Below are 14,763 nucleotides of genomic sequence, written 5' to 3' on the forward strand. Positions count from 1 at the left end.
TCAAATCAAAAGTATTCTCACATGAATATTTGTTTTCTATAAAGTAACACCTTATGATGGATAACGTCAATTTATCCATGTTACGATTATATGCGAAAATAAGATTTCAGGGAGGGCTGGATATGGAGATCGGTTCTAAAATACGTGCAATCCGCAAACGGAAAGGGCTGACGATTGCACAGATGAGTGAGCAGACAGGCCTTTCCAAAGGGTTCATCAGCAATATCGAAAACGACCATACTTCGCCCTCCCTCAATACGCTGCAGGCCATCGCTGCCTTTCTGGATGTCCCGCTCCCCTACCTGCTCCTTGAAAAAAAGGAGCACATGAAAGTGGTGAGGAAAGCCGAGCGGGTGTACACGTCATTTAATGATATCAAGATTGAGCACCTCACTTCCCAGAGCGGCCTCCGGATGATGCACATCGAACTTCCGCCCGGATCCTCGACCGGAGAAGCGATCGCCCACGAAGGCGAAGAGGCCCATATCGTCCTGAAAGGCACCGTCCTGGCCGAACAGGGAGAAGACTCGGTCATCGCCGAAGAAGGCGATTCATTCAGCTGGAACGCCAGCGTGCCCCACTTCGTAAAAAACATCGGGGACACCGAGGCGATCCTGCTGATTGCAGTCCATACCGAGAAGGACGCTCAATAAGACATAAAGAGAGCCTACACCCAGAGATATCTGGCGTGCGGCTCTCTTCTAATTCTCCAGTTTAATTGTTTTCCATCCGGTCGTATGTAAAGAAATCCAACTCTCCGACCTGATTGCTTTCTGTCATCCGGTCGAACAGCGCCTCCTGTTCAGGTGAAAGATCAAGGAGGAACGGCATGGCCCGGTTAGGCATGATGATGCCCATCTGATCTTCAGAAAGATGAATGCGGACCCGGTTCCAGATCAGTTCTCCTTCCCGCACCCCAAGAGAGTAGACAAATGAAACATTCTTCACAGGAAAGCCGAGCCGGTTGATCGCAACAAACAGCATCGATGAGTTCGCCGTTATCCCGAGCACCTGAATGCTGAAATCCTGTTCGATTCCGCCATCAGGATTCTCGGCAGCCCACTTTTCAAGACCGGCATAAAGCTCCTCCGCTCCCGGGTCAGTGATTCCGCCTTCGTCGTATTTCTGCAGTTGGATCTTCAGAGGTTCCATGTACAGCCTGACCATCCTTTCAACGTACAGCACCGACACTCATTTCCACGTAAGTACCGCCCTGCGGGGATTGCTTATACTCCACGAACACGGGTGTCGTCTGATGATACCCTCCGGCATCCACATGTTTGGCAAGTTCCCAATAAGCCACTTGTGACTGAGCGTCGATATCCTCCATGAGCCGGATCGTGTGGAGATTGCGGATTTCGAAATAGCTCCGGAACATCACTTCCTCCTCAGGCGGCAGCGTGATGTCGCCTTCTTCAATCCCCATGAACAGTTCCGCCGTCATCACATTGGCCGTCGGCTCACTCAGCATTGAAAAGAACAGCCTGCCGTCAGGAGTCACGCCGTGCTGTTCCAGAATGCCCCGAAAATCTTCAAGGGCAATCCCGATTTCTGCCGGAACAAAACTGTACAGTTTGGATACGATGTTACGGTGTTTGATGGACCGGTTTTCAGCAACGATCATTCCGGACGACCGCCTTCCAGCGGTACGACAAGGTCGATCATGATGTCTCCATACACATCGAGCAGGACACAGTAGTACGTTTCGCCAAGGACAAGCCCTTCCTTTACGGCAGCGTCCTGAACCTTTACGTAAGCCGCGTCAAAGTCGGCTTCCTGCTCCGCCTGGCGCATGACCAGCGCATCCCCGGAATGGAAACGCGCCTCGTATCCGAAGCCATTGTCCCCTCCGGTCTCCAGCGGACCGTTGACCGGCTGATAATAGGTGAAGGTGCCAGTTGATTCATCTTCCGGTTCCGGCACGAATGTGAAGAAAGCCGGCCCGTTCTTGTAGACCCCTTTGTCGAGCACGAATGACTCCAGCAGACCAAGAGGTTCCTGCCAGTCCGTTTTCCGCTGTTCCGTCCGATACGTCAGCACGTGATCAAAGACGAGCGGGCGCCGTTCAATCGCCATGTCCCCACTTCCCTTTCCGGATGTTTTTGTTAATGATTATCTCGTGTAATAGTTAAACTCTTGAATCGGAATTTACAGTAAAGGATCACCAGCTGCTCCGGCAAAATAAATAGCATCACATAGAACAGGAATTCCCTGCTAAGTTGGCCGGACTTTGGCGACCTGATTCAAGCGGTCTTCTGAATATAATAGAAATCTCTTCTGAATCTTGAGATGGGGAGGTGTTCATCACTTAGAATTTCCCCTTAGCACTCCCTGCATATGGGTGAGTCCAATTATGACTTTTTCTCTCTTAAGAAGATCATTTGTTATTTGTGATACGAATCACCAAATAGTGCTCTCGCTTCATCTTCATCTCCATTATCTACTGGTTCATCCAAAAATGAGCGCCCCTCAAAGTTGAAGCTTCTGAAACGCAGTTTGCAGTACAAAATGATGAGTTGCTCCGGAAGCACAAAACACATCGTGTAAAACACAGCAAAACCAATGAAAATGATTATGAGCTGGTTCGGATCTCCTAATCCCAGGTTTCTCAGAACATATTGGAGGATAAAGAAGAGGCCAAGACCGGCAACGGTAGCCGCAGGCAAGGAGGACTTATATTCGAACTTCTTTCGTATCTGTTCACTTCTTGAGCCTAGGCGGTAATCTCCTTTTCTGATTTTCCATATATACCGAAAGAACGTCAGCACAAATACAAAAATACCTGTAAGCAAGGTCACGTCGGTGAATGTCATCATCGACTCATCGGATAAACCGGCATCGATGTCTGTGACAGCAAATAATGCCAAGATATAAGCAGAAACACCAAATAGGTTTTGGGAGTATAAAATACTGATCAAATACTGGGATTTCTCTAACTTCCTATACACAAAAGGAATCGCAAAAACGACGCCTAGCACGACTAAAATTACACTAATCCAAAAGTGCCACTTAAGGATCTCCGTTTTAAAAGGATGAGCAGTGGAATATCCGACTACATAAAATTCCAAGGCGTATAATCCAGCTTGTAAAAATGCTCCTAACACCAGGATTCCGGACAAGTTCATAGGACTTTGCAGACCGGACTCTAGCGGTCTTCGTAGGACAGCAAATTTTCCGTAATCCAAGTTGTTCATTTTCTGTCCTCCATCAACTGAACCAACCCTTTATATGATCCATTGCAGATTTTCCTGAATCACCAATCTCCATGTTGAGACCTGCGTTTGCCAGCATACCCAGCCCCATTCCGACAGCAGTACCAACGCCCGGAATCGGAATTAGTGCGGTCCCGGCTGCAGTGAAACCTGCCTGAACAGCTCCCCCGACTGCCGTATCAATGGCTGTGTCCTTTGCTGCCCTTGCATGGGCTTCTGCTCCGGTGAGACCGCTGGCCGCGGCATTCTGGTAGTTCGTGTTATAGCTGAAGGCTGCACCTACAGGACCAAGCGCTTTCCCGGCCCCACGGATAATTCCGCTTGCCGCATTGATTTTGCCACCCTGCGGAACTCGTTTGAATTCGTCCCTGATCCCCTTGACGTCCACCAGGTCTTTGAAAGCCCCGGTCGTTCCCTTAAGCGTTGCTGTTCCTACAACCTTTGCTTTCTGACCAGGTGTAGTCTTGGTTCCCGCAAACTGCTCCAATGACGGGTGAGCCTGTTTAGCCCTTTCACCCGCTGAGGACCATCCGCTCTGTCCAGGTTTGGTTGTCGCATATTTCAGCATGACCTGACCGTCACGCACATCCTTCGGACTATACGGTATATTAAGCCGATGCATCGCATTTGGTGTCGCGTTGATGCGGTAACCGGTCCCCCCTTTCGAAAGAGGATGTTGTGAGGTGGATATGCCTCCATGCCGGCCCGCTCTGATCAAAGCAAAAGCAGACATAAAGCCTTCGCCCTTATTCACTTCTTCGACGACCTTCGATGCTGTTTGGACTGCATTTGAAAGACTCGCCATATTGACAGTTGTGCCTGCAACATCCCCGGACTCTCCGGACTCTTCCTTGTCCTCAACCGTCTCTGTTTCGATCGGCACGTGGTTCTGGCCGGTGTTCAATGGATGCATCTCTGCAAAGGCCGCCCAATCTTCCGCCGGGAAGTCCACCGGAGACAGGCCGTCCTGCATGGCGCCTTCCAGGTCCAGCACCCACAGCTCCATCCGTAGAATGTCATTCTCAACGGAGGTCAGTGAATTTGTCTGTATGGAATCGAACTCATTCAGGTCGGTGACGGTGTCGTCTTTTTTCTTCCTAGCGTCCCGGACGCCCTCTTGGACTTCGCTGTCGTCCAGATGAGGAAGCGCCACGATGTCGGCGACGGAGTCCATGATGCCGTTTGCGTCTGAGGTCAGGTTGGTGGTGGTCGTCGAGATGGTGGTCAGGCCGGTTTCGACTTCTCCTTCTAAAAAGCTCTCCATGATGTAGCCGTCGGGTGCCGGCTCGAGCGTTTCCTGTGCGGACTTGATGCTGTTCATGGTCGTCTCAAACGAGCTCTTGAAATCCGCAAATGTCTCCAGGAGCGGCAGATGGCAATCCCGGTAAAACGCCTTGATTGCTTCTCCCCCGTCTCCGGTCAGGGAGTCGCCCAGGTCGGAAAGCTGCTGGGCAGCGGTCCGGATGGCATCCATCTCTTCCTGTATGCGCGTCAGTGTTTCCTGATTCCGGGACAGGCCTTCCTGGAACGGTGTAACGTCCAATATCTTCATCAGATTCTCCTCCCCCGGTTAGCGGATCGGCACAGGACCGTTCCTGTGCGGCGCAGTGCCGCCGGAGGACCCGCCGCTTCCGTCGATGGCTGTGGCTACCTGGTTATCGGTCTCTTCCATGAACTCCACGGAGTTCTTTGTGGTTTCGATATTTGTCTGAAGAACGGTTTTGTACCGGATCAGCATCTGTTCAAGATGCGTCATCAGCTCGTTCAGCTTGTCGGCCACGTCCAAGGTGTTCCCCGAAATCGGTTCCGGGGCGGACGGATCGAGTGCATTCGCTTTGCCCGACAGATCGTCGATCACGGGATGGATGTCGTCATAAACCATTTTGATTTCTGTCATCGTTGATCCTCCTTATCAGGAATTGGCCGCTTTCGCCGCCTCTGCCGCGCGCAGTGCGGCTACGATGGCTTCGAGTGAGGCGATTTCCGCTTCAAGCTCCGTTATTTTTGCGGAGATGGCCGAATAGGCTGAATCAAATTGGGGGCCGGACACATCCTGGTAAGGAGTCTTGATGCCCGTTTCCCTGATTTCATCAAAGGCCGTGGCCAGATTCCCATGCCACGTCTTCGGTGTCAGCTCCGGCTCCATGCACTTCGGCTCATTCTGCTGGAATTCGCCCTGCTTTCCCTGCAGTTCCCCCTGGCATGTGTTCAGCCGCCGGATCTGCTGCCTTTTCAGCTCAATCAGCATCAGGTAGTAGCCAATCATGCAATCTTCCCCTCCGTTTCTTTTCTTCTCCTTGCCGGCTGCGCACCGCCGCTCCCGCCCTTCAGAAGGGCTGGAACGACGAAGGCGAAAAGTCCCGCAACTGCGAGTATGATGACACCGATAAAGATCCAGTTTCGGAGCGGTGTCCCTTCTGTCTGCTCTTCCGGAATCTGCTGCGGTTCTTGGGCCGCGGCTTCTTCGGATACCGGGGCCTTTTCAGTGAACAGGCCGAGCTCCGCTGCCTTGGCGGCAGCTGTACCGGTTTCGGACCTGCCCGGCTCAAGGAACAGTTCCGACACTTCGATCGGTGACGGGATACGGATTTCTTCTGAGAAGTCGAGGTTGATCTGCGATTCTGAGATGGTGTTTTTCATCTCGACCTGTCCGCGGTCATGAAGATACTCCGTCTTTTTCCTGAATTCGAGTTGTTTGTATTCAAAAGGATCCAACGTCTCGGCAGGGTTTGCCTCCGGTTCGTCTGCCGACACGGGCTGTGCGGCAATGACAGCTCCTGCTAGCAGGACAAGCGCAGAATTGCGCTTAAGCTTCATACGCCTCTTCCTCCCCGGCGGTTTCATTGTTTTTCCAGCGCTTCACCGCATACACGGTCACGAGGAGCAGGACAGCAGCGATTCCGGCAATGGCCGCTCCGGTGTCAAAAAGTGTCACCGGGTCGTACTTGATCGACAGGTAGACCGGCGACAGGATGTCCGGAATGTTGGCTTCGGGAACACCGAGAATCAGCAGCGGCGCGATGTAGATCGCCATGAGGACAATTGCCGCGATCCAGCCGATCGTCTCTCCGGCATCGAGTGCAGCCGTCACAAGTGCGGAACCCGCAATGACAACCAGGATGGTGAAGATGGTCCACTCGATGGCCCGGTGATCATTGAGTACATACATATTAATACTGTACAGGCTGATGATCAGCCCGCTGATCAGGCCAAGAAGTGCCGGCATAGCCGTCCGGAGAAGCGGCGTACCATCCTTGATCTTGTGGCCAAAATAACCGATTGCCAGGCTCGAGATGAGCATGATGACATACAGGATGACCGGCGGAACCTTTTCCATGTTCTCACCGGCAACTGCTTCTCCCCTCACGCTGAGCGGGTTGATGAAGTGATCGAAGACGTAGCCGTTTTCCTGGCCGTCGACATAGGTGTTATCGAGGAAGCCTCTGACGTCCTCATTGAAAGCCTGGATGGCTTCAATATTCCGTTCCCAGCGGTCACTGAACACATCCGTCGATTCTTCGAATCCGTTGGCCTTGCCCTGGAGATCGGCGGCATAGCTGACGATGCTGTCCTGCCGGTCCGCCACTGCGTTCATCGTGCTGCTGAGCATGATCAGCTGTGAGCCGATCGTGGCCTGAGCCGAAGCTACCTGGCCTGCGGAACCATCCGGCTCCGGCTCTCCGCCCGGAATGGCGTTGCCCGGATTCTGGATCTGCGCCAGAATGGCGGATGCCTGATCTTCCAGGCCGTATAAATCCTGGAGGAGTTCGGCATGCTGGATGCCCACAGACTTCTCGTAGCCGGCCATGATGGCAGCAAATGACGAGTTCCATTCTTCCACTCTGGCCGATGTCTCGGGAAGGCCTTCGCCGACAGTTTCCCAGGCAACCATTTCTTCTTCCCCGAGTGCGGCGATGTCCTGCGTGAGCGTCTGGATGATTTCATCTTTCAGCACTTCATCTTTCAGAGCCCCTTCGCGCTGAACCCCCTGGTCCAGTGCGAAACCGAGCTGCTCAAGAGCGGCGTGATAGGTCAGTAGCGCATCGAGATCTTTCGAAGCCGGTGACTTGGCGAACAGCTCCTTGAGTGACGCTTTTCTATCCTCGGAAAGCCCCTCGTGTTTAAGCAGGCCCGCTTCTTTTTTCTCGATCTCGCGGACGACGGCAACCGTATCGGCCGGGTAGTCGTCCAGTGTATGGCGGGCAGAGGCATATGCACCATGGAGCGTCTCATAGGCGGCATACAGATTGTTGTACAGATTGGAAGCAGTCTTGGCTGCTTCTGCTTCCGACCCGCTGTCTTCCTGGAGGGCGGCGGTTTTCTCATTGATGGACTCGGTGATGCCCGCGAGCTTTCCGGCTGCCCCGTCCAGTTCTGCAAGGAGTGGTGACTCCGGCTGCTCGGCCGCAAGCTGCTCTTTCAGGCCTGCGATGGAAGCGGCAAGCTCATTGATGCCCGCCTTTTCTTCCTCGAAGGAAGGCGCCTGGTCTTCAGCAGGCTCCCCGGCCTGCTCCTCAAGCTTATCCTTGGCGGATGCCAGCTCTTCCTTTGCCGGAAGCCCTTCGGGACCGCCGGCTTCCGGGATGGCGGATCCTGCGCCTTCCTGGATTTTCTTCTGGACATTGCCGATGATCGAGTCATTATAGCGCTCGATCGCAGTACCTTGTGCCGCCAGGATTTCATCAGCCTGCTTTGCGGCTTTTTCCTGACGGATCTGCGCAAGTGCGTCAAACTTTTCCTTATTGGCTTCAATCTGTTCATTGACTTTGATCAGTTCCGCGGCAAGCTGGGCATTGTTTTCCTCAAGCTCATTGAGCGTCTGCTGGAACTGTTCAGTCTGCTTGGCCGCCGCTTCCTGCACCTTTGCGATGCTGACGCCCTGCAGCTCTTCCAGGATGTTGCGCTGGGCCAGCTGGAATGTTTTATAGTCTTCGACATGGCCCATGAAGTTCGAGAGTTCGCTGCTGAATGTCTCGACGCTGCTGATGCGCTCGTCATGGCCCTGGTGCACGTCACCGACGGTCTGGCGGAGCTGCTCGACCTGTTCGCGCTGGCGCTGCATCTGGTCGGCCAGCGCATTTGCTCCTGGCTCATAGTAGCCCACCATTGCGTCGAGGAACTCGCTTTCCTTATCGAGGATCGCGTTAAATTCTTTCTTGATGTGGTCCATCTCAGAGGCGACGTAACTCCAGTAGAGCGTGGCGATCCGGCTGTTAACGCGGTCGGTCGCACGGTCGATCTCCTCGATGATCGTCTCCTTCACATTACCGCTTTTCTGGCTCTGCACATGATAGGAGAATTCCGCCTTCTCAGGGTTGGCTTCATCATAGGACATGACCTTGGCCGAGAAGTCGGATGGGATATAGACGACAGCGTCATAGCGGTTGGCCTTCAGGCCGTTCTCTGCCGACCCCCTCCCCGTCACTTCCCATTCGTAGGATGAATCCTCTGAAAGGATGGACACGACTTCCCTGCCCATCTCGACCTCTTCTTCTCCCCGTTCGCTGCCGAGGTCCTCGTTGACAACAGCGATCGTGCGTCCCGGCGAATCTGCAAATGACAGCACGTTTCCGGACATGAATCCGAAAAACGCGACCGGAAGTGCCAGGATGACGATGAGTCCGGCGATGATAGCAGCGGTTTTTTTGTAATTTCTTTTCATGATCGTACTTTCTCCTTCTCCATCAGACAGAACGGCGTCATGATCTTCGTGCTTTTTCCGTTCAGAATATAGTGTGCGAATCCTGCCGGCAGCTCTTCTTCTTTCCGCTCATATGGAACGTTGAGGATGGTCTGTTCGGATTTCTTCATGAAGACCAGGGCCTGCCGGACAAGCTTCAGTTCATTGGTGAATGCATCATAGCCTTTCGATATCTCTGCATTGGAGCTTGAGACGATAACGTTGAAGCCGAGGTGCGAATAGTTTTTCATCAGCTTCGCCAGGCGGTCCTGGATACGGGCGTCCGCAGTCTGGAGGAACCTAGAGTAACCGTCGATGAACAGATAGGACGGCACGGTCTCCACCTGCGCCCCGGGTTCCCGGATCGAGGCGACATAGGCCGCTTCCGCTTCTGCGAAGTGCTGCTCCGCGTCCGCAATCCACGCTTCCAGGCTTTCTTTCGTATCGGCGTAAGTGATTCGGGAATCCTGCGCAAATGCCGAGAGTCCCCTGTCGAACGAGTCGAAAACAGCGACGGGGCCGGTATCCTGAGAGCGGACCGTGCGGATCAGAACCTTCATCATGTTCGTCTTGCCGCGCTGGGCAAGTCCGATGATCAGAAGATGTCGGTTGCGGTTAAAGTCGATTGCGACCGGACGGACCGCTTCCTCGTCCAGGCCTGCAGGAACGATGCCAGGTCCGCCCGCTCCTTCCGCTGCCGTTTCGAACTGTTCCAGCGTAAGTTCCGCCGGCAGCATCGGAATCGGCTGCGGCACTCCGGAGCCAGCGTAGCGCTCTTTCAGGATGCGGACCTTTTCCTTCACGCTTTCCAGAACGGTGAAGTCATCTTCGCCGTCCGCAGGAAGAAACATCTGCATGAACAGGGCTTCTTCTTTTTTGAGGATTGCGCGTCCCGGAATCGGTTCCGGTGTATACGGCGGCCGTCCTACAATTCCGTACATCTCCGACGAGTCCATCAGATAGTGGACCACTTTTACCTTCAGGTTGTTCATGAGGGTCTGGCGGACGGACATTGGCCTTGTGGCTGCAAGCAGGATATGGATGCCGAGCGACTGTCCGTCCCGGCCAAACTGGTTCATCTGCATCTCCAGCTCTTCCATTTCGTCCCGGATGATGTCGTAGTTGTCGATGGCCAGGTAGACCAGCGGGAATTTTTCTTCCGCGATGCGGTTATACATGGCGAGCGTGCTTACTTCCGCCTTCTGGAAAGCAGCTTTCCGGCGGGCAATCTCGTTCTTGATCAGCCTGATCAGTTTATCGCGCTTGAGTTCATCGTCCAGTGTCAGGTAGTCCGCCGTGTGCGGCAGCTGGCGAAGCGGCAACAGCGACCCGTTTCCGTAGTCCAGCATGTAGAAGTTTGCTTCCTCCGGAGTTTTTATGCCGGCGATGCCAAGGATGAGCGACTGGAGCGTATAGGATTTACCGTAGCCCGGCGACCCGAACACGCCTGTATTACCGTCCGCATCCGGATCGTATCCCACGGGGTACTGGCTTTGCTTTTCCGGCTCGTCAGCTATACCGATTGCAAATCCTCTGCCTTGTAACCGAACGGCTGCAGACTGTGTAATCCGGCCGTCAAGCGGAGGCAGCCAAGGGCTCGACAGACGATCTGCCCCGATCGACCTCGCCGCCTCCCCGATTTTGGCGGTTACCGCCTCGATCTGTGTCAGGCTGCTTTTCCTTCCTTCCGAGACGGAAAGCCCTGTAAGCGGTTCGAGACCGAGGTCGGTGACAATCGCCACTTCATCCTCGCCTTCATAAGTCTCGGTCAGATAAGGCGCACCGCTCCATCCGGACTGGAACAGTTCATATACTTCGTTGTTGCCGACCTGGAGGTATCCGCGGCCTGTGACCGTGATGACCGCCGCATCGCCGTTTTTCAGGATTTCCTTGCTGTCCGCAGCATCCTGGACCTTTAGTGCGACACGGAAGCGTGCGTTACTCCAGATCTGGTCGTCGATGATGCCGCCAGGCTTCTGGGTGGCCAGGATCAAATGGACACCAAGGCTCCGACCGATCCTGGCTGCACTGACGAGCTCCCGGATAAAGTCCGGCTCCTCGTTTTTCAGCTCTGCGAATTCATCCGAGATGAGGAACAGATGCGGAAGCGGTTCTTCCGCCACTCCGCTTTTATGAAGAGATGTATATTCATCAATATGGGTGACCGTATACCGATCGAACAGCCGTTGCCTGCGCTTGAGCTCACTCTTGATGGAAGCCAGTGCCCGCAAGCTAAAGTTCCGGCTTCCTTCTATGTTCGTAATTGTTCCCAGCAGGTGCGGAATATTTTTGAACGGCTGTGCCATGCCGCCGCCCTTGTAGTCGATCAGCAGGAACGCCACCTCGTGGGGGTGGAAGTTCACAGCGAGCGACAGGATGTAGGTCTGAAGGAATTCCGATTTTCCTGAACCGGTCGTTCCGGCCAGCAACCCGTGCGGACCGTGGGCCTTCTCGTGGAGGTTCAGCTCCAGCAGGTCTTCGCGGCCTTTATAGCCGACCGGAACTGCAAGAGATTTCGCCGATTGGTTCGTTTCCCACTTTTCAATGATCGGCAGATCTTCCGCATCGGTGACTCCGTAAAGGTCAAGGAAGCCGACTGACTCAGGAAGCGAGTTCGTCATCCCGACTTGGTGATCAAGTGTTCTGAGTGTCCTCGCGAACCTTTCATCCCCTTCGGGCACATAGTGGTCCAGCCTGAACCGGGTATCCGATGCCACCCTGTCCCGGATGAGGATGTCCCCTTCACTGTCATTCACATACCGGACGAGCATGTGGACGTTTTCCGTAATCCGTTCTTTGGCGTCTGCCGTGAAGATGACGGAGATGCCGAGCGCCTGGTGGTCCTTTCCCTCCAGGTATTCGAGGATGACATGTTCCCCGATCAGCCTGTAGTCGGACACGATGAACACAAGGTGTGGCGTAAATACCACCTTGCCCCGGTCTTCATGATTATCCCGTTCCCTGAGGATCTCATAAAGCGAACCGAGCAGCTGGTCACGGGACCGCTCATCATGGATGAATCCCCTGGCATGCATGTGCGGCAACCGGAAATGCGGAAGCCACTTCATCCATTCAACCTGGTCATATTTACTGTCATTGAAAATATAGACAAACCGGACATCATGGTAACTGTGGAAAAAGGAGAGCTGGCCGACGATCTGCGCGATTTCCTTTCTGATGACGTCTTCCTTCCCGAACAGGCCGATAATCCCTTTTGAAAGATCCGCCGTGACAGGGGCGTTGTCCAGCTCGCTGAACACTTCCTCCATCTTCTTTGACTGCTCAATCAGATCGTCGACTTCCCGGTTGGCAAGATCTCCCGAAGAGAGATTAAGATTGTAACTTGCCTTGACTCGGCCGGTGCCGAGCCTGAAATGCAGAAAGTCATCATTTTCTCTTGTTTTTTCCCAGATGCGGCCAGACATGCCATCCGTCATTTGCTTTAGTGCCGGGAAAGCCGGGTAATGATAGTCCAGCATGCGCTGTTGCTTACCGCGCAGCTCATACAATTCCTCACGCATGTTTTCCAGGTAAGCCGTGTAGACCCTGCGGCGCTTTTCTTCCTGACGCTTCCGGCGCTTGCGTTCCCGGAAGTATTGGGCGGTCGATGTGATCAGCGTCACGATGAACATCGAGATCGAGATGATGATGAAAAGGCCCCTGGGGATAAAGATCACGACGAGCGACATGACGATGAGCATGACGAGCGGCGGCAAAATCACGAGCCAAAGCCCCCGTCCGTCATCTGTCTGTTCCTGTACCGGGAAGGACAGCGACACCTTGTCCTCCGGTGCTTCGTAGACGATCCGCGGCGTGCGCCGGTAAACAGGATAGGATTTCATCACTTCGGACTCGGGAGGCTGAAATGCCGGCAGCTTTGTCGTGAATGCACCTGTACAGGACAGCTCTATCACGTCTTTATCCGTCAGCCGGACCTGCATGCCGAGCCACAAAATGACATCCCCTGTCTGCAAGGGCACAGAACCTGACCGTTTCTTTCCGTTCAAGTAGAACGGACAGCCAAATTCCACATCCGCGTACCACCGTCCGGCTCCCTTCAGGAGGACAAAACGCTTTTCTGCGTCACCCGGGATAACGGGATCCCTCAAATTCACGGTCGCTTCCATATTTCCGGCGCCGAATGTGATGTGACCCGTATACCCCACGTAATATGTATGGCTCCGCCTGGGTGCGGGAAGGACCGACAGTGTCAGGGAACGGCCCCGCTGCGTTACGGAGACCGGCTGGCCGATTTTCAGGTAGCCGATTTTCCCTTGCCCGTCCCTTATCGTGAAGCCATCTTCCCCGCCTTCCAGCTGAAAGGCACCCTTGACGAACGGAAAATCCAGCACCGTGATGCTGTCCCCGACGGAAGGGCCGACTGTCATCCGCTTCACCGAGTATTCATTGAAATCGAGCCGCTGAACGTGTTCCGCATAATGGACCCATAGTTGCTGCAATCATTTCACCTTCTATTCTTTCTGCGCGTCCGGCGGGATCATGGAGCCGGCGTTTCCGTATCTTCAGATGTCTCTTCCGAGGCAGGTGCATCTTCTTGGGCTTCCTGCTCTTCAGGGGCTTTTTCCACTTCTGCTTTCTCGGTGCCGCCGGATGGCTCTTCATCTTTTGCATCATCACCGTTGGCCGGCTCTTCTTCCTTCTCCGCCTCTTCCTCAGCTTTGTTCAGCTCATCCATCGCCTTGCGGATTTCCTCGAGTTCGCTGTCCATTTCACCGATCATTTCCTGCTTTTCCTCACCTGACAGGCTGTCATCCGAACGGATTTCTTCCTGGCGTACGGCCAGGGCATAGGCAAGGAGGACCGGGTCTTCCATTGCCCGGGCCAGATCGACGGCTTCTTCCCCCTCGTCCCTTCCGATATAGATCCAGTACTTCAGGTAGTCTTCATCGGTCTTCAGCGTGATGTTCGAGCGGATGTTCTCCTTCTGCTCTTCTGTCAGCCGTTCATTGATGACATAGGAGTCGGCAAGCTCGTAAAGAGTGATATACGGAAGTCCGTCTACGTCGTACTTTGACAGCAGGCTCACCGTATCGCTGTATTTCATCGTCATATAGGATTCATGGGCTTCCGTGATCGCTTCGGTTTTCGGTTTCTCATAAGCGAAAGTATAGCCGGCAAGGGCGATGGACGGAATCAGCAAAATTCCCGCCGTAATGCTGAAAATCTTGGCCAGCTTCCACTTTTTCTGCGGCAGCCGGACGTTCATGCTTTCCTTCTGGTCGATGGACCGGATCACTCTGTCGATATGCTTCAAGAGTTCATCCTGGTTTTCAGCCTGCATGATCGCCTTCGTGCGCGGTTTCAGGTCGAGCGTTTCGTGATGTTTCAGAAAGTCCTCGTACGGCCGGCTGTTGTCGACGGCCGCCGCTGCTGCAGCTTTGACTTCCAGCCATACACGATCCGGGTCCTGTCCGGCCGGCGGAAGGCTGTCCATCACACCCCAGTGCAGGAAATGCGGCTCCAGGCCGCTGCCGAATACGATGTTCTCCGGGCAGATCACAGGCTGAAGACGGCTGTCCTCATCCTCTCCGGCTCTTTCCGCAAGGCGGCCCGCGAAGATCCACCGTGTCTTCTCGTCTTCTTCATGGATGGCGATAAAACGCCGGAACCGTTCGGGGAATTCTGCTGTAATGACCAGCTCATCCCCATCAATTTCTATCGTTTTCCGGATGACCGGATCAGCGGATCCCAGGAATGCGATTTCCGCTTCATTTTTCAGGCCGATCCGTTCCGTCTGGAAAACGAACGAACTCTGATGATCCCCGTGACGGATCGCGGCATCCAGCAGCGCTTCCATATATGTCTGTGTTCGATTGGCCATATCAGTGATGCTCCTTTGCCTTGTTCATC

General features: G+C 54.1%; 12 protein-coding genes. 1 reads left to right on the forward strand and 11 read right to left on the reverse strand.

The window, feature by feature from the left end; all coding sequences use genetic code 11:
- The first annotated feature begins 122 nt into the window (after window positions 1–122).
- Window positions 123–653 (forward strand): helix-turn-helix domain-containing protein, encoded by a 531-nt coding sequence (locus tag BMX91_RS02200; protein WP_092049409.1) that lies wholly within the window; start codon window positions 123–125, stop codon window positions 651–653.
- 61 nt (window positions 654–714) lie between these two features.
- Here the strand turns inward: BMX91_RS02200 and BMX91_RS02205 are convergent, their stop codons facing one another.
- From BMX91_RS02205 to essB, 11 genes are all read right to left on the reverse strand, one after another.
- A complete protein-coding gene (locus BMX91_RS02205; RefSeq protein WP_092049412.1) occupies window positions 715–1,152 on the reverse strand; it encodes a hypothetical protein in 438 nt (145 codons plus the stop codon).
- Between the two features lie 19 nt (window positions 1,153–1,171).
- On the reverse strand, window positions 1,172–1,624 hold the full coding sequence (locus tag BMX91_RS02210) for a DUF5085 family protein (protein WP_092049415.1): 453 nt from the start codon (window positions 1,622–1,624) through the stop codon (window positions 1,172–1,174).
- Window positions 1,621–2,076 carry a hypothetical protein gene (locus tag BMX91_RS02215; protein WP_092049418.1) on the reverse strand — a complete coding sequence of 152 codons (456 nt, stop codon included), beginning with the start codon at window positions 2,074–2,076 and terminating at the stop codon, window positions 1,621–1,623. The genes BMX91_RS02210 and BMX91_RS02215 overlap by 4 nt, the downstream gene beginning before the upstream one ends.
- Window positions 2,077–2,384: 308 nt before the next feature.
- Window positions 2,385–3,194 carry a hypothetical protein gene (locus tag BMX91_RS02220; protein WP_092049420.1) on the reverse strand — a complete coding sequence of 270 codons (810 nt, stop codon included), beginning with the start codon at window positions 3,192–3,194 and terminating at the stop codon, window positions 2,385–2,387.
- 13 nt (window positions 3,195–3,207) lie between these two features.
- Window positions 3,208–4,764: a ribonuclease YeeF family protein gene (locus BMX91_RS02225; protein ID WP_092049422.1), complete on the reverse strand. Its 1,557-nt coding sequence runs from the start codon at window positions 4,762–4,764 to the stop codon at window positions 3,208–3,210.
- Between the two features lie 18 nt (window positions 4,765–4,782).
- Complete coding sequence (locus BMX91_RS02230; protein WP_092049424.1) at window positions 4,783–5,109, reverse strand: YwqI/YxiC family protein; 327 nt, start codon at window positions 5,107–5,109, stop codon at window positions 4,783–4,785.
- Window positions 5,110–5,124: 15 nt separating this feature from the next.
- A complete protein-coding gene (locus BMX91_RS02235) occupies window positions 5,125–5,478 on the reverse strand; it encodes a YwqH-like family protein (RefSeq protein WP_092049427.1) in 354 nt (117 codons plus the stop codon).
- Window positions 5,475–6,029 carry a type VII secretion EssA family protein gene (locus BMX91_RS02240; RefSeq protein ID WP_092049430.1) on the reverse strand — a complete coding sequence of 185 codons (555 nt, stop codon included), beginning with the start codon at window positions 6,027–6,029 and terminating at the stop codon, window positions 5,475–5,477. Before BMX91_RS02240 ends, BMX91_RS02235 begins: the two co-directional genes overlap by 4 nt.
- A complete protein-coding gene (gene esaA / locus BMX91_RS02245) occupies window positions 6,019–8,874 on the reverse strand; it encodes a type VII secretion protein EsaA (RefSeq protein ID WP_092049432.1) in 2,856 nt (951 codons plus the stop codon). The genes BMX91_RS02240 and esaA overlap by 11 nt, the downstream gene beginning before the upstream one ends.
- On the reverse strand, window positions 8,871–13,352 hold the full coding sequence (gene essC, locus BMX91_RS02250; RefSeq protein WP_092049435.1) for a type VII secretion protein EssC: 4,482 nt from the start codon (window positions 13,350–13,352) through the stop codon (window positions 8,871–8,873). The genes esaA and essC overlap by 4 nt, the downstream gene beginning before the upstream one ends.
- A gap of 38 nt (window positions 13,353–13,390) precedes the next feature.
- Entirely contained in the window at window positions 13,391–14,734 is a 1,344-nt protein-coding gene (gene essB, locus BMX91_RS02255; RefSeq protein WP_092049438.1) for a type VII secretion protein EssB, read from the reverse strand.
- Window positions 14,735–14,763 lie beyond the last annotated feature (29 nt).

Origin of the sequence: Bhargavaea ginsengi, assembly GCF_900109165.1 — a bacterium.
Classification (GTDB): domain Bacteria; phylum Bacillota; class Bacilli; order Bacillales_A; family Planococcaceae; genus Bhargavaea; species Bhargavaea ginsengi.